This is a genomic window from Rothia similimucilaginosa (assembly GCF_029850875.1).
Lineage (GTDB): Bacteria > Actinomycetota > Actinomycetes > Actinomycetales > Micrococcaceae > Rothia.
In genome coordinates this window covers 100,787-125,014 of the sequence record NZ_JAOVAM010000006.1, presented here as the reverse complement: position 1 = coordinate 125,014, position 24,228 = coordinate 100,787, and the positions used below count along the sequence as shown (strand labels likewise).

The following is a 24,228-nucleotide window of genomic DNA, read 5'->3' as shown; positions in this document are numbered from 1 at the left end:
ACTGGGGGGGGGTAAAGCTGCGCGGTGATTCTATGTTATTCAGAGCGAGCAGCCAGTGCCGCCTCGTACAAGTCACGCTTGGAGGTGCCGGTCTCAGCGGCGACCGCGGCGCAGGCGCTCTTGAGCCGCTCGCCGCCCGCCACACGGTCGAGGACCAGTTGCACTACGTCCTGCGCTTCGGGGGTTTCGGGGGCTTGTGCACCCTCGACAATAATAACGATTTCGCCACGGACACGTTCTCGTTCGGCCCATTCGGCAAGCTCAGCCAGGGTACCGCGTCGGACTTCTTCGTGGAGCTTGGTTAGCTCACGGCTGACCGTTCCGCGGCGGTCGGCGCCGAAGGTCTGCACGAAGTCTGCCAGGGTTGCGGCGGTGCGGTGCGGGGATTCGTAGAAGACCATGGTACGCTCCTCCCCCACCAACGATGCAAGACGGCGGGTGCGCTCGGAGCCCTTGCGGGCGAGGAAGCCTTCAAAGGTGAATCGTCCGGTGGGCAGACCGGAGAGCGCGAGCGCGGTCAACGCCGCGGAGGGACCGGGCACCACGGTGACGGGCAGGTCGGCTTCCGCGACGGCTGCGGCGGCAACGTAACCGGGGTCGGAGATGGTGGGCATGCCCGCATCCGAGAGCAGTAGCACGCGCTGGCCGTCCTGTACCGCTTGCACGATGGTTTCGCTGCGTTCGGCTTCGTTGTGGTCGTGGTTGACGATGATGCGGCCGCGCGTGCGCACGCCAAGCCCGGAGGCGAGGGTTCGTAGCTTACGGGTGTCTTCAACGGCGATGAGGTCTGCGGTGGCGAGGGCTGAGCGCAGTCGGTCGGAGGCATCGGCAAGGTTGCCGATGGGGGTACCGCCGAGGATGAGCACGCCGCCTTCTTCGGAAGTGACGGCGGTGTCAGCGGTATCAGCGATGTCAGGCTGGGGTCCCTGGACCGTTTCTAAGGGGTCGGTGGTTGCTTCAGTGTATTCTGCGGATGCAGTCATGGCAGGCCTCGTGTCTGTGTCTGGTCTTCGTGTACCCACTAAGTGTAACGCCCGCGCTCTGTCGGATGCCGGGTGGGCTTACTAGGCGAGGTAGAGGATAGAAGTAGCTAGTGCGAGTGGGGGGGGTCCGAGTGCGTCATATATGCCGTTCACGTGCTGAAATGGTGCATCGTACCTTCTGACCCTTTAGGATTGATGGGGTGAAGATACCTAAGCTACTTTCTCCCGCATCTGCCGCTCCGGCTGATTCGACCCGTTCTTCGTCTGAACATGGTCGTTACAGCCTCGATTCTCTGCTGGATGCGCTCGCTGTTGCCTATATTCGTGCCCCGCGTTGGGGTTGGTTGGCGCCTGCATTGATTGTGCTGGTTGCCGGCATTCTGCGTTTTTATAATTTGGCGCATCCGAATGCCATTGTTTTTGATGAGACCTACTACGCCAAGGATGCCTATTCGTATGTGCATTACGGCTATGAGCTGAGCTGGTCAAAGGAGGCTAACGCTTCCTTCGCTGCCGGTCACCCGTCGGGTCTGTTGACGGATTCGCCGGAGTATGTGGTGCATCCGCCGTTGGGTAAGTGGATGATTGCTGCGGGCATGGCGATTTTTGGTGATAATAATCCCTTTGGTTGGCGTGTTTCTGCTGCGGTGGTTGGCACCCTGTCGGTGGCGTTGATTGCCTATTCTGGCTGGTTGCTGTTCCGTTCGATGACTGTGGCGACTATTGCGGCGCTACTGGCTGCTGTTGATGGTCTGATGCTGGTGGAGTCTCGTCTGGCTCTGCTGGATATTTTCCAGATGTTCTGGATTTTGGCGACTTTTGTGTGTCTGGTGCTTGACCGTATTCAGGCACGGCGTGTGTTGGCGCACCATATTGCGGAAGCAGCACGCCAAAATAGCGGTGTGCTTCCACCAACGCCATGGGGCCCGAGTATGGGTCTGCGTCTGTGGCGTTTCGCTGCCGGTGTATGTGCCGGCGCTGCGGTGGGCGTGAAGTGGAATTCGTTGTTCTTTATTGCGGCGATGGGTCTGCTGACGGTGTTCTGGGATATTAATGCTCGCCGTATTGTGGGTCTGAACAAGTGGGGTTTGACGGCGCTGGTGCGTGATGGCATCCCCGCGTTCTTCCAGATGATTGGTATGGGTCTGCTGGTGTATCTGAGTACCTGGGCGGGCTGGTTCCAGTCGTCGAATGCGTATTTCCGTCGCTGGGCGGTTGAGAACCCGGGTAAGGGTGTCATGTGGCTTCCTGAGGATTTGCGTTCCCTGTGGGAGTACCATGTCTCGGCGTTTAAGTTCCATTCTGGTTTGAGCAGCCCGCATACATATTCTTCGCAGGCGTGGCAGTGGCTGGTTTTGGGTCGCCCAACCTCGTACTACTATGAGTCGCCGCAGTTGGGTTCTTCGGGTTGTACCGTGAAGTCGTGTTCCGAGGCTATTTTGAATATCGGTAACCCGGCGATTTGGTGGGCTTTTATTCCGGCGATTATTGTGGCGCTTCTGATTCTGCTGCTGAAGCGGGATTGGCGTTTTGGTGCGCTGCTGGTTGTATTCGGTGCGGGCTATTTCCCGTGGTTTATGTACCCGACTCGCACGATGTTCTATTTCTATGCGCTGTCCTTTGAGCCGTTCCTGATTCTACTGTTGGCGGGTGTTTTGGGTCTGGCTCTGTCGGGTTCTCGCGGTTCGGTGTTGCGTGCTCGTTTGGGCGTGACGCTGGTGGCGATCTACCTGGTGGGTGTGCTGGTGTTGAGCGCGTACTTTATGCCGTTGTGGACTGCTCAGGTGATTCCGTATGAGCAGTGGTATTCGCATATGTGGTTTAAGTCCTGGATTTAGGATAGCTCGGCTTTTGGGCTTGGGTTTTAGGCTGGGGATCTAGGCTGAGGTTTTAGTCCTGGTTTTAGACCTGGGTCGCAGCGCGAGCGATGCGAGCTTAGGTATAACGAAGGAGGCTGGGTTCTACCGTGTGGTAGAGCCCAGCCCCCCCCTGTCATGCCCTTTCCGCGCTGGCTTGCACGGTGAAGTGGCTGATGATTTCTAGTTGTCACCGACTCGTGCGGAAGCAAGCTTGACGCGCAGCTCCTGGCGTTCCTGGCGGCGGCGTTCTGCCTTGAGCTTGCGGTATTTGGTGGGCCAGGTGGCCACGAGCAGGAGGGTAATCTGCGCTGCCATGAGGACCGCTACAGCGATTGCTGCATCGATCCAGAATTGCGGCGGGTAGAGGCGGATGAGCGAGCTTCGTACGGAAAACTCCCAGTTGCCCTGCGGGAAGAACACCTGATGGAAGGTGGTGAACAGCCATTCCCAATTGAAGGAGCCCATAACGCCGAGCACCGCGATGAGTCCCAGGGTAATCCAAGCACCAGAGAAGAGGCTACGGCGGATGGTTCCGGGGGAGCGCTCGCGCAGGGAGATGCTACTAAAGAGCGTCAGTAGGAAGAGCGCGGCAACAGCTATGATGGCGACAAGCAGTACCCACTTCACGTCGTGCATGTGGTTCACTTCTGCTTCGGTGAAGGCGAGGGTATTGTCGGCACCGGTGGTGACGCGGGCGAGGTATTCTCGCGGCGCGAAGTTGTTGATGTAGTCCACGCCGTAGGAGCCCAGGCGCATCCTCTCGATGAGGTAGTAGCCGTAGCTGTCTTCGGGGAATCCGGGGCGGTGGTATTCAAACCAGAGGAAGGGGGCGGAGGCTACGGTGCGGATCGCAATCATGAGTACGGTCAGCGGTACTGTGAGCGCGATGAGGGTTGCGCGGAGCTTGAGGAAGCGCGGGGTGTCTTCCACGGCATCTTCGCGGGCTGCGGCACGTTCTGCTGCTTCGGGTGAGGCCGCCAGGGAGGACAGCGGCGCGTTGGGGTCTGCGACCGTGTGAGTGTGACCTGTACGGGTGGTTTCGGTGCGGTACTTACGTCCGGCGGTGGAGGCGCTTGCCGCCTCCGCGGTATCGATGGTTTGTGCTTCGACCGCATTTTTGGCTTCTGCTTCAGCGGCCTTCTGCATGGTTTCGCGATTGAGGTCGCTGAGCGTCGGGTTTTTGGGGGTGGTCTTCGAGTCTCGTACGAGGGGCACGAAACCGGTGGAGACGTTCGTGCGGGTGCGCACGCGGGTGCCGACGCCCTGTTCGCGTAGTTTGCTGCGTGCAGGGACGACGGGTACGCTCCCGGTGGGCAGGTCGGGTTCTTCGGCGACGGTGGGTACGTCTGCTGCAATGCGTCCGAAGGCGCCGGTGTACGGAGTCGGTTCACTGGCTTTAATTTCAGCGCGTCGGGCGTGGAGTAGTTCTTCGGCACTGGTGCGACGGATGGCCGGGCGCAGTGCGCCCCACATCCCTCGGTGTGTTTCTTTGGTCATGGATCTCGCGTTCTTTTCGAGTGGTCGGTGTTTGGGTGAGTTGCGGGTGTCTATGCTATCTGCCAGTTTCTCATATGCAAAGAACCTTCCGCATGAATTCGCGGAAGGTTCTTTACATTCGGGTGTTTAATTCTTGGTTTTGAATTCTAGGATTCGGTGGTGTCTTGAACGGGTACCTTGTAGACCACTCGCCAACCCTGGGGTGCAGTCAGCCGTGCAGCGTGATGGTCGCAGAGGTCATAGGCGTGGGGTTCGCGGAATTCAGAGAGTGCATCGATAAGTGCCGTGGAGTCTGCATAGGAGTAGTGGAGAGTAACAGTCGCCTCTCGTTGGCAGGTCTGGCGGGAGCATAGTCGTGCAGTCTGCATGTAGGTGGTACCTTCCTGGCTTAGCTCGTCTGCTTGCGCAGTCGGCGGCGTTCACGTTCTGACAGCCCGCCCCAGATTCCGAAGCGCTCGTCATTGTCCATTGCATATTGTAGACATTCTTCGCGCACGGGGCATACGCCGCATACCCTTTTGGCGTCTCGGGTGGAGCCTCCTTTCTCAGGGAAGAAGGCCTCGGGGTCAGTTTGGGCGCAGAGCGCTTCAGCTTGCCAGGCGAGTTCTCCGTCTTCGCCTTCGGTTCCGTAGAGCCCTGCCGCGGCGGTCCACACGTCGGCGCAGGGAGGGGGGTTGAGCTGCTTGGCTCGTTCTGCTTCTGAGAGAAAGACATCGGCGATTTTTTCGAGGGGTGGAGTGGGATTCATGCTACGGTGCTGAGCGCCTGATGCGCGCGCGGCCGCGACGGAGCGGTCGGATGCAATGTAGGAGCCCATGGGTTTTCCTTCCGTGTTCTCATTGTGAGCATAATGAGTCTGCGGATCCGTCGTAGACGGAATCTTCATGTGTATGGTGTGGCATGGTTTGCTCTGGCCTCTACGGTCCCTTCCGGAGCAAAACACGCTTATATATCTATTAGACGTGCGACACGCCGCTTCGTCAAACTAGACTTAATCAATGTTTAGATGTACTTGTTACAATCTTCATATTTAATGTGAATTTGACCTTTATATATTTTTCACCCCTTCACTTGCCCCCAGTCACATCTTGAGTCAGCCTCAAGTTTCCCCTTTTTAGGACCAGTTACCACTGCATGCAAATTCAGTATCTTGACTCCAAATATAAGGAAAGTTACCCCTGCAGGAATCCCCCAAACCCCACTCCCAGAAATTTTCAGGACATTCAAAAAGAAAAGTTTATCTTTTCGATACCCATGCTCTGCATATTTTTTCCAGGCTTATTGCGAAACATTTATATTTCCAATTTATCTGCATGCCATATTTCAAAATAGGACCTTAGGTGGTGCAAAGGTTTTTCATCATTAGGTTTTTCAAGCACCCCTTAGAAGTTTTTACTTTACTTCTGTACTTTTCTAGCCCGGTAACGGGTACTCCCCTCCCCGCAGAACCACCCCTCTACCTCCGCTCCCTCTGAACCGTGAGGTAGAGTGAAACCCATGGTTATTCTCTCCCCCACCAGCGCTTCCGCACCCACGACTCTGAACCGTTTCTTCGAGAAACTCAGTGCTCAGCAGACCCCCGCCCTGATCTGGTATTCGGCGGCAGGCGAGCGCATTGAGCTCTCCGGCAGGGTCCTCATGAACTGGGTAGACAAGAGCGCAAACCTGCTGGTTGAAGAATGTGAACTGGCGCCCGATGAAGGTTTTGACCTGCAGGCTCCCCTGCACTGGCGCACTATTGTTCTGGGTCTGGCGGCGCTACGCGTGGGCGCGATCCTTGATCAGGATGAGCCTCTGGTTGCCGCGGTCTGCACCGAGCAGGAGGCGGGCTACACGAATGACCCCGCGTACCTTCTGGCGGTCGACCGTGCACCGCTGGCTCTTTCCTACACCGACAATCTGCAGGCACTGGCTCCGCACGCCGAGGAGGTGCTCGATTACTGCGCCCTGGTGCGCAGCTTTGGCGACCAGTACTCGGGTCTGCTTCCCAATGATTCGGCAGAAATCATTGAGGGTTTCAGCTACGCGGAAGCCTACGAGCAGGTTCTTACGCAGGCACAGACCTATCGCACGGCGGGATACATGCTACCTTCGGGGCAGCGGGCGCTCGCACTGGAGTTGAGCCCCGACTACGGTTTTGATGCTTCGGAGGCGGCTCTGAGCGCTCTGCTGGAGATGCTAGCTATTTTGGTTTCGGGGCATGCGGTGTTTGTGGCTGATCCGAGCGTCAACTGGCAGGATGGGCAGCTGGCGTCTCTGATGGTTGCCGAGCGTGCGGTCGAGCTTCCCCGCGCGTAGTACTCCTCCACTGTTACCCGAAAAATCGCACGGATGGCTAACGACCGCCCGGATCACCAACATGCACATAGGACTTTAAATGATCCATCCCCCGATACCGTTCGTATCGGGGGATGGATTGTTATGTAACGTTCTAACTATGCTGTTTCTACATTCCGAGGAGCTTAGTAGTTCTGCAAGCCGGGCTTCGGCTGCGCCTCGGATGCAGACGTCTCAAGGCGTGCCTTCTGCTTGGTGGGTTCTTCGCCTTCGAGAATGGCAGCAGCCTCATCAAACATGCGGCCGAGCTCTTCGTGATCGGTGCCTTCGCCCTTTTCAACCTGCTTGCGGTGCGATCCGTACACCCAGAATCGGTAGAGGAAGTAGCGAAGAATGGTACCCAGTATGGTACCGATAATCGTACCGGAGATGAAGGACGCCTCGGGGGTACGAAGGTTCAGCACGTAGGTACTGAATGCCACACAGCCGGCTTCGACGAGAATACCGAGCAGGTTCACCAGACCAAATTCGAGTGCTTCGCGCTTCCAGTTTTCGGAGCGGGAGTCGCGGAAGGTCCACAGGCGGTTCATGAGCCAGGAGAAGATGGTTGCGACAACACTCGCTACAATTTTCGCCTTGGTGTGGGACTCCGACATGATGGTCATCATCAGCACCCACACCGTCACAGAGTTGACGATGAAGGCGGCACCGCCCACGGTACCGAATTTGAGTACCTCAATACCGTAGCTGTCCCAGAGGGATTTCAAGCGTTCGGTAATGGTCAGTTTCGTCTGTGCACTCATGCGTGGCCTATCTAGCGGGATTTTATCAAAGAAAAAGGTGCCGATGCTGCAACGGTGAGCGTTGGTTACGTTGTCACTGCATGGTGCTTCGGTCTCTTTTACAAGCTCTTCCATGTTAATACAGTTCCGGTGCGTTGTTTGTCCCTCGGGGAGTTTTTCCATAGATCTCTCAGCCACCGAATGACTCTTTTCATCATGCGCTGATAGTTTCGTCTCTGCCTGACCGTGCAGAAGGCAGGTTTTTACGATTTCTTCCGGTATTCACGCCCAAATATTGGGCTCTGAAGCCCCGTTGACCCCAATCTGCGACTTAATGTGGTCTTACTCCCATAAGCACTCCGAACCAGGTACACTTAGGTGATGTGACTTACCCTGTGACTGGACCCGTAATTGGTGTCATCGGCGGTGGCCAGCTGGCCCGCATGATGGCTCCCGCAGCAACTAACCTTGGCCTTAACCTGCAGATTCTCGCGGAGGCGCCCACCGTCGGCGCCGTGGCAGCGGTACGTACCGCCCCCGTCGGGGACTACAAGGATTTGGACACCCTCCGCGAATTTGCTCGCGGCAAGGATGTCATCACTTTCGACCATGAGCATGTGCCCACCGATTTTCTGCATACCCTCATGGCAGAGGGCGTAAATGTACAACCCCACCCGGAGGCTCTGCAGTACGCACAGGATAAACTCCTCATGCGCCAGGCTGTCGAGCGTCTGGGTTTGCCGAACCCTCGCTGGGCTCAAGTGAGCACTTTGGATGAGCTGCTTGCTTTCGGTGATGAGATTGGCTGGCCCGTGGTTCTGAAGACCCCGCGCGGCGGCTACGACGGCAAGGGCGTACTCGTTCTGGATTCCCCAGAGGAGGCTCGCGAGCGCAGTGCTGCATGGTTTGAGCAGTTACCTTCCCGCACCGATTTCTCGGCTCTGCTTGCCGAGGAGAAGGTACCCTTCACCCGTGAACTCTCCGCATTGGTGGCTCGCCGTGAAAGCGGCGAGGTACGCCCCTGGCCGGTTGTTGAGACCATTCAGGTGAACTCCATCTGTGACGAGGTCATTGCCCCCGCTCAGGATCTAGACCCCGAGGTTGCTGAAGCCGCTGCCGCCACCGCAGTCACTATTGCCTCCGAGCTGGGCGTGACCGGTGTCATGGCTGTTGAGATGTTTGAGGTGCCCGGCTCCCCCGCCGGCTTCTACATCAATGAGCTGGCGATGCGCCCGCACAATACTGGCCACTGGACTCAGGACGGCTCGGTGACCAGCCAGTTTGAGCAGCATCTACGTGCTGTGCTGGATCTGCCGCTGGGTGATACCTCCGTGTTGGAGGGTGTTGCCGTGATGAAGAACTATCTGGGCGGCGAGAACGAAGACATTTTCGGTGTCTACCCGCTGGCGCTTTCGGCTGAACCGCGCGCAAAGATCCACTTCTACGGCAAGGAAACTCGTCCAGGCCGCAAGATTGGTCATGTGAATATTTCCGGTACGGTGGCTGAGCTTGAGGCGCTGCGCCATAGCGCCGCGAATGCCGCTTCCATTTTGCGTGACGGCCGCCCCCTGTAGTCCCTGTTTTAGCCGGTGCGTGGGGTGAGCACATCCTGCGTATCCGACGCACCCTATTAATGGTGGTTCGCCACCGCATTCTGAAAGGATATGAGGATTATGTCTCAGTCTCCCTATGATTCTTCCCAGCCGATTGTTGGCATTGTGATGGGTTCGGATTCGGACTGGTCAGTTATGGAGGCTGCCGCCACGGTTCTTGACGAGTTCGGCATCCCTTACGAGGCCGATGTTGTTTCTGCTCACCGCATGCCCGAAGACATGATTGAGTACGGCAAGAAGGCTCACAGCCGCGGTATCCGCGTGATTATTGCTGGTGCTGGAGGTGCTGCTCACCTGCCCGGTATGCTCGCTTCCGTCACCGCACTACCCGTGATTGGTGTTCCGGTGCGTCTGAAGAACCTCGAGGGCATGGACTCGCTGCTGTCAATCGTTCAGATGCCCGCCGGTGTTCCTGTAGCTACCGTCTCCATTAACGGTGCTCGCAATGCAGGTCTGCTGGCTCTGCGTATTCTGGGTTCGGGTACTGATGCATTCGCTCAGCAGGTTCATACTGACCTGCGTGAATTCTCTCAGGATCTGCGCCAGACCGCTATGGATAAGGGCGCTGCTCTGCGCACCCGTCTTGCTGAGGCTAAGACTAAGGCAGTAGCTGAGCGCGAGGCGGAGGATAGCTCCTCTGCACCCCGGCCCACTCCCGCTCCCGAAGCGTCGTCCGAGCCCCAGGCTTACGTTCCCTAAGCTCGGATACACTAGAAGGATGAGCAATATTCTTCAGTCCGATATTTGGGCACGTTTCCAGGAATCTAATGGTCACACCGTGATTCGTAAGAGCGGTAATGGTTGGTCGTACCTTGCGACCGTTGAGGGCGGCGCTACCGGCCGCTACCTGTACAGCCCGTACGGACCGGTCGCCTCCAGCGCTGTGGCTTTTGATGAGGCTCTCACATCGTTGAAGGAAGAGGCCGCGAAGCTTCGTTGCCTGTTTGTGCGCATTGAGCCTACTGAATCCGCTATTTGGGGCGATCAGGATGCGGCTGCTTTCTTGGCTCGTCGCGGTGCGGTTCTGGCTCCTCGCCAGGTGCAGCCTTCGCATACGCAGATTATTGATCTTTCGGGCACCGAGGACGAAATCCTCAAGGGAATGAGCTCCAGTTACCGTAATCGTCATCGTAATCTCCACAAAAAGGGCGTGACCATTGAGGTGTCGACCAATCCCTCGGATATGACGATTCTCTTCGGCTTCCTCGAGGAAACCGCGGACCGTAACGGTTTTAACCGTCAGCAGGATGAGTACCTGATGCAGGTTGCTCGCGTGCTGATGCCCGCCGGTGCGGCGTCCCTGTACATTGCGAAGCTGACCGATGAGAACGGTGAGAGCACCCCGATTGCGGCGGCGTTTGTGTACGATTCGGATGACACCCGCACCTACGCGCACGCTGCGGCTTCCTTCGAGCACCGCAACCTTAGTGCAGGTGTTGTGGTGGTGACGAACTTTATCCTGGACGCTAAGCGCAAGGGTCTGAAGTACGTTGACCTCTTCGGTATTGCGCCGGAGGATCAGCCGGATCACGAGTGGGCTGGCTTCACGAAGTTCAAGAAGTCCTTCGGTGGCGAGTCGGTGGAGTACCCGGGTACCTGGGATGTTCCGGTAACTTCGTTGGGTTACCGCGCCTACACGCTGGCGTACAAGGCTCGTCCCGCTGTTCGTGATGCTGTGTCGAAGGCGAAGGCGAAGGTTCAGTCTTTCCGCTCTCGCTAACGGGTTCAGGCTCGTCCTTACTCGGGCGTATCCTGAGAACTAAAAGCTAAATATATGAGGGAGCCGTCCTCACCGAAGAACTCGGTGAGGACGGCTCCCTGTGTATGTATGTCCAATATTCGAGGAGTCTTAGTGCGGCTCCTCAGCCCTTGCGGGGCGAGGTTACTGTTCTTCGCAGATTACTGTTCTTCGGGGCTCTTGGTGTGCGAGAGAATCTCGCGCAGGCGGGAGAGGCGGTGCTCCGCCTCGACGGTACGCACGGTGCCCGAGGAGGAACGCATAACCAGCGACTGGGTGGTCACAAGGTTCTTGCTGTAGCGCACGCCGCGCAGCAGCTTGCCGTCAGTGATACCGGTTGCGGCGAAGAAGCAGTTGTCGCTGGTGACCAGGTCGTTGGTGGTCAGCACGCGGTCGAGGTCGTGGCCAGCTTCCAGTGCCTTTTCGCGTTCTGCCTCGTCGGTCGGTGCCAGGCGGCCCTGGATGACGCCACCGGTTGCCTTGATAGCGCATGCTGCGACAACGCCTTCGGGGGTGCCGCCGGTGCCGAGCATGAGGTCCACGCCGGTGTTTTCGCGGCAGGCTGCGATAGCGCCAGCGACGTCACCGTCGAGGATGATGCGGGTACGGGCACCTGCCTCGCGAATCTCCTGGATCAGCTTGGCGTGGCGGGGGCGGTCCAGCACGCATACGGTCAGCTCGCTAACCTTCTTGCCCTTAGCCTTAGCGACCAGGTGCAGGTTCTGCTTGACGGGCAGGCGCAGGTCGACAAATTCTGCGGCGTCGGGGCCGGTGACCAGCTTCTCCATGTAGAACACTGCGGAGGGGTCGAACATAGTGCCGCCGTCTGCCACAGCAATCACGGAGAGGGCATTGTCCATGCCGAGTGCGGTCAGGCGGGTACCGTCGATGGGGTCAACCGCCACGTCGAGGGAGGGACCGGAGCCGTCGCCGACTTTCTCGCCGTTGTACAGCATGGGAGCCTTGTCCTTCTCGCCTTCACCGATGACAACGGTGCCGTTGAAGTTGACGGTGGAGAGGCGGTAACGCATTGCGTCTACGGCTGCGCCATCTGCGAGATTCTTTTCGCCTGCGCCGACCCAGGGGCCTGCAGCAATTGCTGCTGCTTCAGTCGCGCGGACCAGTTCCATTGCGAGGTTGCGATCGCCGTGGTTGTTGTTCGTAGTCATAGACTCACCTTCGAGATTTCTGAATACACCGTCGGCTGGCTAGTTCTTTCCAGCACGAAGTCGCCGACGCAGTAGTGCTCCTTTCAGGATAGCGCGCGGGCGCTTCGTTTTTCTTGTTCTGAACGAGTTTGCGTGCGTGTTGACTTTAAGGTGAGCAGATGCGGCAAATCTGTGAGGGCTTCATCTCTCTTTATGCATCTTTTTGTACTCTTGGGCACGGGAAGGTGTGCCGAACTAGCTATTTTTTGCATTTTTAAGGCATATTTGAGATAGGTTATTTCACGGGACCCCGGAACCAACCTGAGCTTCAGTATGAGCGATTGAAGCTTCCCCACTACCGCTCACAGAAACGAGCGGGTGAGCATATACGAGTTCCTATCCCTGTCCGCTAAGGAGCATCACATGGCTGGCATTCAACCGACTCCCGCTGAGGCGTGGAGGCGTCTTCGAGACGGCAACCGTCGTTTTATTGAGGGCAGTAACGAGCACCCCAACCAGGACACGATTCGCCGTACCGATTTGGCGTCGGGGCAGTTCCCATTTGCCTCAATTTTTGGTTGCGGTGACTCTCGTCTGGCCGCGGAGATTATTTTTGATCTGGGTCTGGGCGACGCATTCGTGGTGCGTACCGCCGGCCATGTGCTGGAGAATGCTGCTCTTGGTTCGCTCGAGTATGCGGTCGATGAGTTTGAGACCCCTGTCGTGATGGTTCTTGGCCACGACTCCTGTGGTGCGGTCACTGCTGCTAGCAATGCCCTAGACTCCGGTAGGATGCCACACGGCTTCATCCGTAACCTGGTGCAGCACATCCTGCCTTCGGCAATGTCTCCGAAGCTGCCGGAGAACCCGACCGTCAACGACATGGTGCGTGAACATACCCGCCAGACCGCTATCCGCATTATTGAGCAGTCCCACATCATTTCGGATGCAGTGGTTGAGGGCAAGGTCGCCGTGATTGGTGTCTTCTACCATCTGAAGGAGGGTAAGGCGGAGCTGGTGTTCACTTCACAGGACCTAACCTTGCCTGAGGAGAAGAACGGCGCGCAGAACCCGCTGACTCAGGCGCTTCCGGTGGTCGTGAAGACCCCCCCGCGCGTTGTGGTTGCTGAGAATCTGGACTAGATTTCTTCTTCACTCGTTACGAGCCGTAGAGCGAGAACCCACATACTCACACTAAAGAACAGATTTTTCTATGGGATACCCCCGCCACGGTAGAGTGTTCACATATCTGCCGGGGCGGGGGTTTTACACGCCTTCTCACGCCGCAAAATTTATAAGCGTTTTTCCTCATTTGACACCTTTTCGAGGCGACGTAAGCCACTTTGAACGCCTATCCTAGAGGTATGGCTGAAAACATTGAATACCGCATTGAACATGACACCATGGGCGAAGTTCGCGTTCCGGCTGATGCACTTTACCGTGCACAGACCCAGCGCGCAGTCGAGAACTTCCCGATTTCGGGTCAGACCCTCGAATCCGCCCATATTCGTGCGCTTGCCCTCGTGAAGAAGGCAGCCGCGACCGCCAATGAGGAACTCAAGGTGCTCGACGCTGAGCGCGCCCAGGCTATCCGCGACGCAGCGGATCTGGTAGCAACCGGTGACTACGACGCCCACTTCCCCATTGACGTCTTCCAGACCGGTTCCGGTACCTCCTCGAATATGAACGCGAACGAGGTCCTGGCAACCCTGGCAACCCGTTCCCTGGAGTCCAAGGGCATTGAGGTTCACCCCAACGACCACGTGAACGCATCCCAGTCCTCTAACGACGTCTTCCCCACCTCCGTGCACGTTGCTGTGACCGAGGCTCTGGTAAAGGACCTGATTCCTGCTCTCGAGGTGCTCGCTGAGTCCCTGGAGCGCAAGTCCGCAGAGTTCAGGGACGTTGTGAAGTCCGGTCGTACCCACCTGATGGACGCAACCCCCATCACTCTGGGCCAGGAGTTCTCCGGTTACGCCGCAACCGTACGTTACGGCATTGAGCGTGTGAACGCTTCCCTGCCCCGCGTAGCTGAGGTTCCCCTCGGCGGTACCGCTGTGGGTACCGGCATTAATACCCCGGACGGCTTCTCCGCTCGCGTGATTGAGCTACTCGCTGAGGAGACCGGCCTGCCCCTGACCGAGGCTCGTAACCACTTCGAGGCTCAGGCTAACCGTGACGGTCTGATTGAGGTTTCCGGTCAGCTGCGCACCCTGGCGTACGGCCTGATGAAGATCAGCAACGACATCCGCTGGATGGGTTCGGGCCCGAACACCGGTCTGGGCGAGCTACATATCCCCGATTTGCAGCCCGGCTCCTCGATTATGCCCGGTAAGGTCAATCCCGTGATTTGTGAGGCTACCATCATGGTTGCCGCTCAGGTTATCGGTAACGACGCAACCATTGCTCTGTCTTCCACTAACGGCGCGTTTGAGCTGAACGTGGGTATCCCGGTGATGGCTGCTAACCTGCTGCAGTCGATCCGCCTGCTCGCTAATGTTTCTCGCGTTTCGGCTGAGAAGATGATTGACGGTCTGACCGCTAACGTTGAGCGTTGCCGCTTCCTGGCTGAGGCTTCGCCGTCGACCGTGACCCCGCTGAACAAGCTGATTGGTTACGAGGCTGCTGCGAAGATTGCTAAGTACTCGGTGGCTCACAAGGTGACTGTCCGTGAGGCAGTTGTGGCTCTGGGTTATGTGGAGCGCGGCGAAGTGACTGAGGAGCAGCTGGATGCGGCTCTGGACGTCACCAAGATGCTGGGCAACTTCTAATCTCACCGCCTGAACCTCCTCTGAGGTTCGCGGCTTAACCATAGAGGGAGGGGCGACTCGCCATGACGGCGGGTCGCCCCTCCTTCTGTGTATGTTCTCCGCCCCGTCATTAAGTGGGTAGCGGGTTCTCACTATTGTTCAACGATGTTGAACACTTTGAACTGTTTATAGTGGACCAGCGTGTAGATGAGGCAGAGTACAGCCGGGATACTGACGACGAGTGCAGCGTTGAAGGAGCCTAGATGGTCAAGCATCAGTGCTACCGCACCCATGGAGTACAGCGTTCCTAGCCCAAACACGGCACCGTCAAGAGAGCTGGCACGCCCCAGTAGCTCATTCGGTGTAATGCAGTCACGCAGATTGTTGGAGAAGATGAAAGCTGATGCCCATCCTACGTCCAGGATGAAGAGCAAGGCTCCGAGCACTACGGGGTTATTGCTGATGGTGACGAGCGGTATTCCGAGCAGGGATACGACGTTGGCGACCAGCAGCATTCCTCGTGTGTTCTCGAAAGAGAGGAAACGATCGATGATGAGCGCCGCGACGATACCACCGATACCGCTGCAGGCCATAATCATGCCTACCACTGAGGCTTCAAAGGTGAGTTCCTCGTACAGGCGGTAAATAATGATGAGTGAATACGATGCCGTAGCTGCCGCCAAGAAGAACGTGTAGACAAGGATAAGTCTCTGCGGGGCACCGGAGAACATGTATTGGATACCGTCAAACATCCGGTGGATAAACCCATGTTGTGCGGTTTCGCGTTGCTCAGTTTTAGTTTCCATCTCTACAGATGGCAACGTTGCGTATGAAATAGTTGCCGCTCCGAAAAGGAGCACCGGGACGATAAGACCGACCGTTGCACCCGCGACAAGAACAATAAATCCTGCTGTAGGGGGCGCAATGATTGCGGATATTCCCTCGCAAATTTCACGACGTGCGTTGTACGAAAGAAGGTTTTCTCGTCCGAGAAGCTGCGGAATATATCCCGCTTCTGAGGCAGCAGCCAGTTCGGAGAAGACACCGCTCACAAATCCTAGTGCGGCGATGGTGAACCATGACAGCATATGCTGCTCAATCATCAACGCCAAGGTAAGGATGCTGAGGATGTTTACTGCCCCGGCAATCACGATCATAGGTTTTCGAGGCAGACTATCAGATAGGGTTGCTAGTGGATATGCCAAGGCGATATTGGGGATTTGCATGGCTACTGCCATCACGCCAGCTAACCCAATTTCGCCTGTACTAGCGAGAATCGCGATGGGTAGGGCGAAGGAATATATTCCTGTACCTACCAGAGAGCCGATAAGGGCTACGTAGATTCTCCACGGTATTTTATGTGTTGTCATGCTTTATTCCTTCCAGCACGCATCAAAATAGCTGCTAACAATTGTGATGAACACGATGATCCTAGTTCACAAAAAATGGCATGCCTTAAAGATTTATAGGCAGAATAATGAAATGTTGTCCTAGGAATCTGAACTTTGCTAGAGACAATATTGACAGTATCCTCCACCTCCTTACATACAGGCCAATTCCTATGAGATAGGATTTCGCCTCTTAAAATATGCTCCCCCAAACACATTGTATCCCTGCAGGAGTTTAATGAATCTTGAAGAGAAGCATACAAAACTTCATTTCCCAAAGACATCATAACAATTTCACATTGAGAAATACCTGGATAGTCATCAGGCAAACTCTTAACTAAATCAAAATATTTCATTTTAGTTTTTCGCTCTTCCTTGTAATAGAATCCAAAATTCTAATCACGCCAACTCTATGCCCATCAATATTCTTAGCCGCAGGACCCAAGGCGGCCTCAGCCCCTGCCCCCAATACATACAATCCATCATGAATAGCACACCAATAATCCACATCCCAGATATCTATACTCTCATCAATAAGGCAACGAAAACTCTTCGGCACCAAACCAAAACAGAGAATAATTTTTTTATAACCCATTCCTTCACCATCAACCCTAATTCCATCCACATAGATAGAACGGTCTTTCAGGTGAGCCATTGGATAAATATTTAGGAATCCCTTAGCCCTATAAGCATTAAATATATCTAAATACTCATGCATAACTGAAGATTTTTTAAATCCTAAAGATGAACTTTTTCTGTATTTTTCTCGCCCTTCAGGCCTGAAAAACTCAGCAGGAACATCTGCGCAACGAAAAGTAATAGACTCGCCTCTATGATATAAATCAACGTTAGCACCTAATTTCAAGAGCGCATAAGTCAAAGTAGCAGCTGTTTGCCCACCTCCAAATACCGCAAACTTATCTCCTGGCTTTGCCTCCTGGAGAGTATTCAAGTCCCAGGGGGTACTATACCCATCTGGTACTTCAATAGATTCTTGACCAGTGCAAAAAACAACATTGCGAGATTTAAGCATAATTCCAGATTTAAGCGAAACAGTATAATATCCACCTATCTTGGAAATATTTTTCACTTCATCCTCAATGTGCCTTTTTTCGAGTTCATGCAATTCAATCACATGACGCACGAACCCTTCAAAAACATCCATAGGAACTATGGATCGATGCCCCATGATTGACATTTTAACTTGTTCCCTTTCCGTCACAGTGAGGAAACTGTATTTAATTCGAGCAAAATCCACTAATTCACAATCGTGAACAAATTGGCAACCTGGATGATGTTCATATGGAGACCTCATTACATTTTGACCAATTGAATTACACATGGACAAAAATTTGTCGCCCAACCTTTTATGTGGATCAACAATTACATACTTTAATCCATCAACATGAAAGATAGATGAGGCAAGATTGATTCCAGACAAACCTCCCCCGACTATAACCACATCCAAATAACCTTCAGAATCGATATAGTCATGAAATGAGGGCATCTCCTGCAAATCAACTACATTTTTTAAAATTTCCTGCCTCCCCCTGGGACTATCCAACAAATATCCAGGTGGCACAAAAAAGTAATTTTTATAGTTACCCATACTTACCTCCTAAAATGCCTACCTATTACAAATAGGTAGGCATTTTACTAATAGCGAATTTCAACTGGAACAAAAATTTCGTAAGAAGAATCCAGAGTGTACCCCTCTAGAATTTCAGAGAAAATCTCATCAACAGGAGTTCCCTGAGGGCGATGCCTGCGTCCGTGGCTCATGTAAAACCGACGCGACGGAGCTCGAACGGTAAACTGCTTCAGGACTGCCTCTCCCGGTCGAACCTCTCCATCAAAGAATCCTAGCCTCCGATGATCAGCGCTATAGACGACCTGTGAGAACTGTTGCGAGATAGCTGGGCGAGCAGCATCCTCCACAAATTCACCATCATCGTCCACGCTCATAATCCAGCTGCTCCATGATTGATTAGACAGGTTTGTCTCCACCTTAATGAAGGTCCACTCACCTTCTGAAGGCAAATCATAGGTAACCATGACCGCCCGGTCACTGGTTTCCAGAGTTCCAGAGACAAGAATTGTTCGAGTCTCAAGGAAAGCAACTGCAGTCATCTGAACATCACGTGAACGAATTTTCTCGGGTGACTGATATGGGGTCACCACTCCCGATGTAACCTGTGTCATATATAAAGCATCTCATGTGTACCACTCATAACTCGACACACAGGCACAACTTAAAGTAAAAAAGACAAAAACAAAATAAAGCCACGGCAAATTTTAGGCCTCCAGCCCCTCACTCCCACAGAAAAGCAGGAAGAACCACCCAATAACATGTAACAAACTGTTGTAAAAATGCTGGGAGGGGCGACTCGCCATGACGGCGGGTCGCCCCTCCCTCTGTATCTACACGCCTCATCCGGCGGCTTTTGCTCAGTCCCAGCAGCCGGTTTAGAGTTCTTCCGGCGGCACCGATTCCAACCCAAAACGGCAGTGGCCGTCATAGTTCAGCGCCGCATCAATACGGTCCAGCATCCGCTCAGAAAGCAACGCACGCTCCGCCGGGTCAGACACATCCACCCAACGCACCTGCGAAGATTCCTCGTCGTTCACCTTCGCCTCACCAGAAACCCAGCGGCACAAGAACGTATGGTCCAAGAACTGGCAGCGGTCACCATTACCGAACTGCATCGGCGGGTCAGCCTTCACCTGCGCCAACTCCAACACCTCAATCTGCACGTTCGCTTCCTCCTGCGCCTCACGCAGGCAGGTCAGTGCGGGGCTCTCCCCCGGGTCTACAATACCCGTGATCGGGGTCCACGCCCCGTTATCGCTACGGCGCACCAGCAGCACCTTAGAATCCTGCTCACGGTACACCACAGCCGTCGCACCGGAGAGCCACAGGTAATCCGGTCCAATCTGCTCACGCAGCTTACGGATATAGGGAGGAGTAGGCATAACATTAACCTTTCAAAAGCCCCGGCAAATCTACCGGAAATAGGTGCTAGAGAGCAGAGCAAACAGCGGCGAGCCGCACACAGAACAAGCCCGCCACTTAGCCGGACGGTCACCCTACTTCGGAATCTACCACAGAGAATACGCCGGAGCCGCCAACGCCACCAGCGCGCCCAGAAGCATAAACGGACCGAAGGCAATACGGGTGCTACCGCGCGCCTTCGTGAACAGCACCAGAGCCAAAGACACCAGACCACCGGCAAGGAACGTCACCAGCGACGCCCAGCCCAGATTTGCCCAGGACAGGTACCCGAGCGCGCCGCCCAGAATGCCGGCAAGTTTCACATCCCCGCGGCCCAGCGCGCCGAAAGACAGAATACGCAGAAGCCCGTAGCAGAACCACAGCGCCAGACCGGCACCCATCACGCGCCAAATATCGGCGGGGCGACCGGCAAAAAGCAAAGACACAGGCAACGCCGTATAGGTGGCAATAGCCAGAGGGATCAGGATGCGGTGGGGCAGACGGTGTTCCCGCACGTCAATACGCCACAGCCGCAGGGCGCACCACAAAAAATACAGCAGGTAGCTGCCGAGCACCAGAGCGGCAATAACGGAAGCGCCGCCTGCGTTATAGAGGCGGGAAAGCTCAGCGGGCATAGAACGTCCATTCTGTATTGCTGGAGGCGGTACTACCGAAACCTGCTAGCCAAGAAATACGAGCCAGCGGTGCTAGAGCGCATAGGCGCTAGAGCATCTAAGTTCTAGGAACCGAAGCGGCGGGAACGGTTCGCGTAATCCCGCAAGGCACGCAGAAAATCAACGCGAGTAAAATCCGGCCATAAAGCGGGGCAGAAATAAAACTCAGAATACGCGCTCTGCCAGGTCATGAAACCGGACAGGCGTTGCTCGCCCGAAGTGCGAATCAGCAGGTCCGGGTCGGGCATATCGGCGGTGTACAGATGCGAAGAAATATCCTCTACGCTCAGCTGTTCAGCAAGCAATTCCAAGGATGCACCCTCGGCGGCGGCCTCACGCAGAACCGAACGGACCGCGTCCACAATCTCCTGGCGACCGCCGTAGCCGACCGCAATGTTCACACGAACACCGGGCAGGTGCGCCGTCTGCTCAATCGCCCAATCTAAGCGCTCGTGCAGTTGACGAGGAATCAGGTCAATATTGCCGATGGCGCGCACCGGACCGCAGGCGGAGTCCACCAGACGCACCAGGAAGGCATCAATCACCGCGACCAGACCGGTCAGCTCCTTCTCAGGACGCTTCAGGTTCTCGGTGGAGAGCATGTACAGGCTCACCTGCGGAATCGACAGCTCAGTACACCACGCCAGAAAATCAATAATTCGCTCCGCACCGGCGGCGTGGCCCTCACGGGTGCTCAAACCGCGCTGAGCCGCCCAGCGGCGGTTACCGTCCACCAGCACTCCAATATGTGCAGGCAGGGATTCGGGGCTCAGCGAGCGCGCCAGAGCCTGCTCATAGACGGTAGGCTCAGTGACAGTGCCGGGGTTGCTGGCGTGGCCGTGCACAGTAATCACAGGCAGGGCATTGGCGCTCATAGCTCATACCTCATTCGGCTGTCGTGGCGATAATTCAGCAGGCTCATAACGAAAGAGCCCAAGCTCCTATTCTACTCCGCCGCGCCGTACCTTCGCGGCAATCGGCATCACGGTTGGGCTGAGAATCGGCTCAAAATTTGTGGTGGCTAGTGGTGGCATGCGGGGGTGTGTGAAGGGGTTGCGCACATCGCGTACCTAAGAATGGTTGATGCCCTTCACCCACGACTCGTATCGTGAGTGAAAGGCATCATTGGCTAACGTGGGGCGATGCGTCCCACGCTAGATAACGTAGTAGTCGCTCAGGCCCTCATCCAGGCTAGATTCGGGTAGCTGAACTTCAGCATGTGAGGCAGCCAGCGTGTAGTCCTCCCAAGGCCAGATATCCTTCAGTTGTTCGCTAGGAACGGCGAAGAACACGCCGTTCGGATCCACCTGCGAGGCGTGCGCCAGCAGCGCCTGATCGCGCTGCTCAAAGTGCTCGTGAACCAGAATGCGGGTCGTAGTCTCATGGCGAGGCGCCCCCGACGTTGCATGGTACGCGATGTTCTCAATCCAGCCACTCAGCAGGCTCTCACCGTGCGTATCGAGCAGATGCTCGTGCAGGATGAGGGTGCGTTCGGGGTTGAACGCGCGGTCATAGTAGAGCTTCATCGGGGTCCAGGGCTCGCCCTCACCCACATACGCCTCGGGGTCGCCCGCCTTCTCGAATGCTTCCACGGCAACCTTGTGGGTCATGATGTGGTCGGGGTGCGGGTAGCCGCCAATCTCGTCATAGGTGATGATGATGTGCGGGCGGTACTCACGCACTAAACGCACAAGCGGCGCAGCGGCACGGTCCAGGGGCATGGTACCAAAGCTACCGAAGGGCAGAGGCGGCATGGGGTCACCCTCGGGCAGACCAGAGTCAAAGAAGCCAATCCAACGGTGTTCAATACCCATAATCTCGCGGGCAACCGCCATCTCAGCGCGGCGCAGACCCGGCAGGTCACGGTGCGCACGCGGGCTCTTAGCAATCTCCTCATTCAGGATGTCACCACGCTCGCCGCCGGTCATCGTCGCCACCATGAAGCGGGCACCACGGGCAATATACGCCGAAGCAGTACCGGCGCCCTTGGAGGACTCGTCATCCGGGTGCGCGTGCACCGCGAGGATGCGCAGACCAGTGTAGTTCTCATCCAGCGGTTTGAGGGAGTCCACGGGAGGGTGAGTCGGCAGGTTTGCCTTCAGCTGTTCAATGGCTTCGCTCACGGTGGTCTCCTTTATGTGATGCGCCAGGATGCGGATAATATGTCTGTGACTCGCAAATGCGAGCACTACGCGGCAGAAATTTTACGGCTGTAGCTTCTCGTATGATACCCAAGGATAGCGCCAGTGCACTAGCGCAAATGACACCGTGTGACATCCTGAAATACCCCACCTTATCAGCAGATTCACGGGCAAGAAACAGGCTGATGCTGGCAGAACGTTCAGCTACCGGCATGCGTACCGATGAAGATGCGCTCAGAGGGGAAGATACGACCGGCGTAACAGCCGAAAATCCTCCAGTGCTCTAGAATAGGTCTGTTGATTCATTCCGTTACCGCCTCCCCGCCTTTTTCTATGGCGCACGGTAGCGGGTTTATTCGTTTCGCACCGGCAGAGCCGGCGCATAAGCAAAGGACACACATGGCTGAAAACACCGGTGCATGGCTCACTCAGGACGCCTTCGACCGCCTCACCGAGGAGCTGGAGCACCTCTCCGGCCCGTACCGCCAGGAAATTGTTGACCGCATCGCGCAGGCACGCGATGAGGGTGACCTCCGCGAGAACGGCGGCTACCACGCTGCACGTGACGAGCAGGCTAAGAACGAGGCACGCATCAAGCAGCTCAAGCATCTGCTGGAAACTGCACACATCGGCGATACTCCCGCTGACGACGGCGTGGTAGAACACGGCATGGTTATCGAAGCTGAGGTTGCCGGCCGCACCCTGAAGTTCCTACTCGGCTCCCGCGAAATTGAGGACACTCTGCCTGCAGGTAGCGACCTGAAGGTCTTCTCTGAGAAGTCCCCCCTCGGCGCAGCAATTATGGGCGCTAAGCAGGGTGACGAAGTCACCTACACCGCTCCGAACGGTAAGGAACTGAGCGCCAAGATTATCTCCGCAACCCCCTACCTGGGCTGAGAAGTTAGAGCTAAGAGACAACGCTAGACTTAAAACAAACAGTGTGGGGTGCTGACCGTTTAAGTTCAGGACCCCACACTGTTTTTCTGCTTGCTTGCGTCTATCTGGTTGCTTCCAATCATCTGATTTGAGGCAACGCTATAGCTCGTCGGCTAATAAATATATCTGCTTAGTAGACGATGATGGGCTTGAAACCCTCATCCTCCAGGGCAGAAATCACCTGGCGGCAATGCTCCACACCCTTGGTTTCCATGTCGATGGTAATCGACACATCGCCCATGGACAGCGAACCACCCACACGGGTATGATCCACACCGGTCACGTTCGCGTCGTTCTCAGAAATAATGCGGGAAATGGTCGCCAGCTCACCCGGACGATCAGACAGCATCATCTTCACAGTCATATAGCGGCCAGCCGCAGACAGACCACGCTGAATCACCTTCAGCATCAGCATCGGATCAATATTGCCGCCGGAGAGCACACACACGACCGTACCCAGGTCGCCGTACTCTTCCTTCAACTTGCCGTTCATCAGCGCCGCCACGGGTACCGAACCAGCAGGCTCCACCACAAGCTTGTTACGTTCCATCAGGAAGATCAAAGCCCGAGCGATATCATCTTCGCTCACAGTCGCCACATCGTTCACCAGCTCCTTGATGATGGAGAAGGGCATCTGGCCGGGGCGACCCACCGCAATACCATCCGCAATGGTGGAAACCTTCTTCAGCGGCACCAGAGCATCCGCGGCGAGCGACAGCGGGTACGCCGCCGCGTGCTCTGCCTGAACACCAATAATATTAATCTTCTTACCGAGCTTCTGCTCCTTCGCGCGGATAGCAGCGGACAGACCAGCGAGCAGACCGCCGCCGCCAACACCCACAATCACGGTGTCAACGTCCGGAACCTGCTCCAGGATTTCCAGACCGATAGTGCCCTGACCGGCAATAATGTCTTCATTGTCGAAGGGGTGCACAAACACCGCGCCGGTCTCTTCGGCGTAGCGCTTCGCCTCCGCCAGAGCCTCGTCCACAGTCACACCGTGCAGCTCAACCTCAGCGCCGTGATCACGGGTCGCGGTAATCTTCGGCAGTGCCGCACCCAGCGGCATGTAAATACGAGCCTTAATGCCCAAACGATCAGCCGCCAGAGCCACACCCTGAGCGTGGTTACCCGCGCTCGCCGCCACGACGCCGCGTTTCTTCTCCTCCTCGGAAAGCTTCGCCATACGCACGTACGCACCGCGCACCTTGAAGGAACCGGCACGCTGCAGGTTCTCGCACTTGAAGAAAACCTCGGAACCGAGCCGCTGGCTCAGCGCACGCGAATGAGCGACAGGGGTGCGTTCAATAACGCCTTCGAGTAGCTCTGCGGCACGTTCAATGTCGGTGATGGTCACGGGCAGGGAGTCGAGATCTACGCTCACGAGGTTTCCATTCTGGGGGTACGTATTCTGGGCGGCACCTAGCCCCATACGTTTAAAGGTGCGCGG

At 56.0% G+C, this 24,228-nt stretch carries 22 protein-coding genes; 8 read left to right on the top strand and 14 right to left on the bottom strand.

Annotated elements, in window-relative coordinates:
• Nucleotides 1-35: 35 nt before the first annotated feature.
• Nucleotides 36-983 carry a 16S rRNA (cytidine(1402)-2'-O)-methyltransferase gene (gene rsmI, locus QFX05_RS06060; RefSeq protein ID WP_279741797.1) on the bottom strand — a complete coding sequence of 316 codons (948 nt, stop codon included), beginning with the start codon at nt 981-983 and terminating at the stop codon, nt 36-38.
• A 200-nt stretch (nt 984-1,183) separates the two neighbouring features.
• Between rsmI and QFX05_RS06055 the strand changes: the two genes are divergently transcribed.
• Complete coding sequence (locus QFX05_RS06055; RefSeq protein WP_279741795.1) at nt 1,184-2,821, top strand: dolichyl-phosphate-mannose--protein mannosyltransferase; 1,638 nt, start codon at nt 1,184-1,186, stop codon at nt 2,819-2,821.
• 201 nt (nt 2,822-3,022) lie between these two features.
• On the opposite strand, the gene QFX05_RS06050 is transcribed toward QFX05_RS06055, so the two are convergent.
• The 3 genes from QFX05_RS06050 to QFX05_RS06040 all read right to left on the bottom strand — a co-directional run bounded on the left by QFX05_RS06050 (nt 3,023) and on the right by QFX05_RS06040 (nt 5,156).
• Complete coding sequence (locus QFX05_RS06050) at nt 3,023-4,339, bottom strand: DUF1461 domain-containing protein (RefSeq protein WP_279741794.1); 1,317 nt, start codon at nt 4,337-4,339, stop codon at nt 3,023-3,025.
• Between the two features lie 146 nt (nt 4,340-4,485).
• On the bottom strand, nt 4,486-4,707 hold the full coding sequence (locus QFX05_RS06045) for a DUF3499 family protein (RefSeq protein ID WP_049362309.1): 222 nt from the start codon (nt 4,705-4,707) through the stop codon (nt 4,486-4,488).
• 20 nt (nt 4,708-4,727) lie between these two features.
• Entirely contained in the window at nt 4,728-5,156 is a 429-nt protein-coding gene (locus QFX05_RS06040) for a WhiB family transcriptional regulator (protein ID WP_279741790.1), read from the bottom strand.
• 680 nt (nt 5,157-5,836) lie between these two features.
• Between QFX05_RS06040 and QFX05_RS06035 the strand changes: the two genes are divergently transcribed.
• Nucleotides 5,837-6,637 (top strand): TIGR03089 family protein, encoded by an 801-nt coding sequence (locus tag QFX05_RS06035; protein WP_279741788.1) that lies wholly within the window; start codon nt 5,837-5,839, stop codon nt 6,635-6,637.
• Nucleotides 6,638-6,801: 164 nt separating this feature from the next.
• Here QFX05_RS06035 and QFX05_RS06030 read toward each other — a convergent pair whose 3' ends face one another.
• Nucleotides 6,802-7,419 carry a GtrA family protein gene (locus QFX05_RS06030; RefSeq protein ID WP_279741787.1) on the bottom strand — a complete coding sequence of 206 codons (618 nt, stop codon included), beginning with the start codon at nt 7,417-7,419 and terminating at the stop codon, nt 6,802-6,804.
• Between the two features lie 362 nt (nt 7,420-7,781).
• Here QFX05_RS06030 and QFX05_RS06025 point away from each other — a divergent pair, with 362 nt between their 5' ends.
• The 3 genes from QFX05_RS06025 to QFX05_RS06015 all read left to right on the top strand — a co-directional run bounded on the left by QFX05_RS06025 (nt 7,782) and on the right by QFX05_RS06015 (nt 10,731).
• Nucleotides 7,782-8,972 (top strand): 5-(carboxyamino)imidazole ribonucleotide synthase, encoded by a 1,191-nt coding sequence (locus tag QFX05_RS06025; protein WP_279741785.1) that lies wholly within the window; start codon nt 7,782-7,784, stop codon nt 8,970-8,972.
• Between the two features lie 99 nt (nt 8,973-9,071).
• Complete coding sequence (purE, locus tag QFX05_RS06020; protein ID WP_279741784.1) at nt 9,072-9,710, top strand: 5-(carboxyamino)imidazole ribonucleotide mutase; 639 nt, start codon at nt 9,072-9,074, stop codon at nt 9,708-9,710.
• A gap of 19 nt (nt 9,711-9,729) precedes the next feature.
• Entirely contained in the window at nt 9,730-10,731 is a 1,002-nt protein-coding gene (locus QFX05_RS06015; RefSeq protein WP_279741783.1) for a lipid II:glycine glycyltransferase FemX, read from the top strand.
• Between the two features lie 179 nt (nt 10,732-10,910).
• On the opposite strand, the gene glpX is transcribed toward QFX05_RS06015, so the two are convergent.
• Nucleotides 10,911-11,918, bottom strand: coding sequence for a class II fructose-bisphosphatase (glpX, locus tag QFX05_RS06010; RefSeq protein ID WP_279741782.1), 1,008 nt, complete (start codon nt 11,916-11,918; stop codon nt 10,911-10,913).
• Nucleotides 11,919-12,320: 402 nt separating this feature from the next.
• Here glpX and QFX05_RS06005 point away from each other — a divergent pair, with 402 nt between their 5' ends.
• Both QFX05_RS06005 and QFX05_RS06000 read left to right on the top strand, forming a co-directional pair.
• Nucleotides 12,321-13,040: a carbonic anhydrase gene (locus QFX05_RS06005; protein ID WP_279741781.1), complete on the top strand. Its 720-nt coding sequence runs from the start codon at nt 12,321-12,323 to the stop codon at nt 13,038-13,040.
• Between the two features lie 221 nt (nt 13,041-13,261).
• Nucleotides 13,262-14,668, top strand: coding sequence for a class II fumarate hydratase (locus QFX05_RS06000; RefSeq protein WP_279741779.1), 1,407 nt, complete (start codon nt 13,262-13,264; stop codon nt 14,666-14,668).
• Nucleotides 14,669-14,799: 131 nt separating this feature from the next.
• Here QFX05_RS06000 and QFX05_RS05995 read toward each other — a convergent pair whose 3' ends face one another.
• The 7 genes from QFX05_RS05995 to mca form a co-directional block, all read right to left on the bottom strand.
• Nucleotides 14,800-16,017, bottom strand: a complete 1,218-nt coding sequence (locus QFX05_RS05995; protein WP_070482926.1) for an MFS transporter — start codon at nt 16,015-16,017, stop codon at nt 14,800-14,802.
• A 370-nt stretch (nt 16,018-16,387) separates the two neighbouring features.
• A complete protein-coding gene (locus tag QFX05_RS05990) occupies nt 16,388-17,644 on the bottom strand; it encodes an FAD-dependent oxidoreductase (protein WP_279741776.1) in 1,257 nt (418 codons plus the stop codon).
• A gap of 47 nt (nt 17,645-17,691) precedes the next feature.
• Nucleotides 17,692-18,165 carry a DUF6423 family protein gene (locus tag QFX05_RS05985; protein ID WP_279741774.1) on the bottom strand — a complete coding sequence of 158 codons (474 nt, stop codon included), beginning with the start codon at nt 18,163-18,165 and terminating at the stop codon, nt 17,692-17,694.
• Nucleotides 18,166-18,501: 336 nt separating this feature from the next.
• Nucleotides 18,502-19,008: an NUDIX hydrolase gene (locus tag QFX05_RS05980; protein WP_279741772.1), complete on the bottom strand. Its 507-nt coding sequence runs from the start codon at nt 19,006-19,008 to the stop codon at nt 18,502-18,504.
• 126 nt (nt 19,009-19,134) lie between these two features.
• Nucleotides 19,135-19,662 (bottom strand): prepilin peptidase, encoded by a 528-nt coding sequence (locus QFX05_RS05975; protein ID WP_279741771.1) that lies wholly within the window; start codon nt 19,660-19,662, stop codon nt 19,135-19,137.
• Nucleotides 19,663-19,766: 104 nt separating this feature from the next.
• Entirely contained in the window at nt 19,767-20,576 is an 810-nt protein-coding gene (gene uppS, locus QFX05_RS05970; protein ID WP_279741769.1) for a polyprenyl diphosphate synthase, read from the bottom strand.
• Between the two features lie 279 nt (nt 20,577-20,855).
• Nucleotides 20,856-21,824 carry a mycothiol conjugate amidase Mca gene (gene mca / locus QFX05_RS05965; protein ID WP_279741767.1) on the bottom strand — a complete coding sequence of 323 codons (969 nt, stop codon included), beginning with the start codon at nt 21,822-21,824 and terminating at the stop codon, nt 20,856-20,858.
• A 417-nt stretch (nt 21,825-22,241) separates the two neighbouring features.
• Here mca and greA point away from each other — a divergent pair, with 417 nt between their 5' ends.
• On the top strand, nt 22,242-22,739 hold the full coding sequence (greA, locus tag QFX05_RS05960) for a transcription elongation factor GreA (protein ID WP_279741765.1): 498 nt from the start codon (nt 22,242-22,244) through the stop codon (nt 22,737-22,739).
• A gap of 169 nt (nt 22,740-22,908) precedes the next feature.
• Here greA and ilvA read toward each other — a convergent pair whose 3' ends face one another.
• Entirely contained in the window at nt 22,909-24,210 is a 1,302-nt protein-coding gene (gene ilvA, locus QFX05_RS05955; protein WP_279741869.1) for a threonine ammonia-lyase, read from the bottom strand.
• Nucleotides 24,211-24,228: the final 18 nt, after the last annotated feature.

Excerpts from the sequence above, each read along its gene's own strand:
- rsmI (WP_279741797.1), bottom strand. The coding sequence starts at position 983 with ATGACTGCATCCGCAGAATACACTGAAGCAACCACCGACCCCTTAGAA.
- QFX05_RS06040 (WP_279741790.1), bottom strand. The coding sequence starts at position 5,156 with ATGGGCTCCTACATTGCATCCGACCGCTCCGTCGCGGCCGCGCGCGCA.
- greA (WP_279741765.1), top strand. The coding sequence starts at position 22,242 with ATGGCTGAAAACACCGGTGCATGGCTCACTCAGGACGCCTTCGACCGC.
- QFX05_RS06000 (WP_279741779.1), top strand. The coding sequence starts at position 13,262 with ATGGCTGAAAACATTGAATACCGCATTGAACATGACACCATGGGCGAA.
- QFX05_RS06045 (WP_049362309.1), bottom strand. The coding sequence starts at position 4,707 with ATGCAGACTGCACGACTATGCTCCCGCCAGACCTGCCAACGAGAGGCG.
- QFX05_RS06015 (WP_279741783.1), top strand. The coding sequence starts at position 9,730 with ATGAGCAATATTCTTCAGTCCGATATTTGGGCACGTTTCCAGGAATCT.
- uppS (WP_279741769.1), bottom strand. The coding sequence starts at position 20,576 with ATGAGCGCCAATGCCCTGCCTGTGATTACTGTGCACGGCCACGCCAGC.
- QFX05_RS05990 (WP_279741776.1), bottom strand. The coding sequence starts at position 17,644 with ATGGGTAACTATAAAAATTACTTTTTTGTGCCACCTGGATATTTGTTG.
- QFX05_RS06030 (WP_279741787.1), bottom strand. The coding sequence starts at position 7,419 with ATGAGTGCACAGACGAAACTGACCATTACCGAACGCTTGAAATCCCTC.
- QFX05_RS05975 (WP_279741771.1), bottom strand. The coding sequence starts at position 19,662 with ATGCCCGCTGAGCTTTCCCGCCTCTATAACGCAGGCGGCGCTTCCGTT.
- QFX05_RS05980 (WP_279741772.1), bottom strand. The coding sequence starts at position 19,008 with ATGCCTACTCCTCCCTATATCCGTAAGCTGCGTGAGCAGATTGGACCG.
- glpX (WP_279741782.1), bottom strand. The coding sequence starts at position 11,918 with ATGACTACGAACAACAACCACGGCGATCGCAACCTCGCAATGGAACTG.
- QFX05_RS06035 (WP_279741788.1), top strand. The coding sequence starts at position 5,837 with ATGGTTATTCTCTCCCCCACCAGCGCTTCCGCACCCACGACTCTGAAC.
- purE (WP_279741784.1), top strand. The coding sequence starts at position 9,072 with ATGTCTCAGTCTCCCTATGATTCTTCCCAGCCGATTGTTGGCATTGTG.
- QFX05_RS06005 (WP_279741781.1), top strand. The coding sequence starts at position 12,321 with ATGGCTGGCATTCAACCGACTCCCGCTGAGGCGTGGAGGCGTCTTCGA.
- QFX05_RS05995 (WP_070482926.1), bottom strand. The coding sequence starts at position 16,017 with ATGACAACACATAAAATACCGTGGAGAATCTACGTAGCCCTTATCGGC.
- ilvA (WP_279741869.1), bottom strand. The coding sequence starts at position 24,210 with ATGGGGCTAGGTGCCGCCCAGAATACGTACCCCCAGAATGGAAACCTC.
- QFX05_RS06050 (WP_279741794.1), bottom strand. The coding sequence starts at position 4,339 with ATGACCAAAGAAACACACCGAGGGATGTGGGGCGCACTGCGCCCGGCC.
- QFX05_RS05985 (WP_279741774.1), bottom strand. The coding sequence starts at position 18,165 with ATGACTGCAGTTGCTTTCCTTGAGACTCGAACAATTCTTGTCTCTGGA.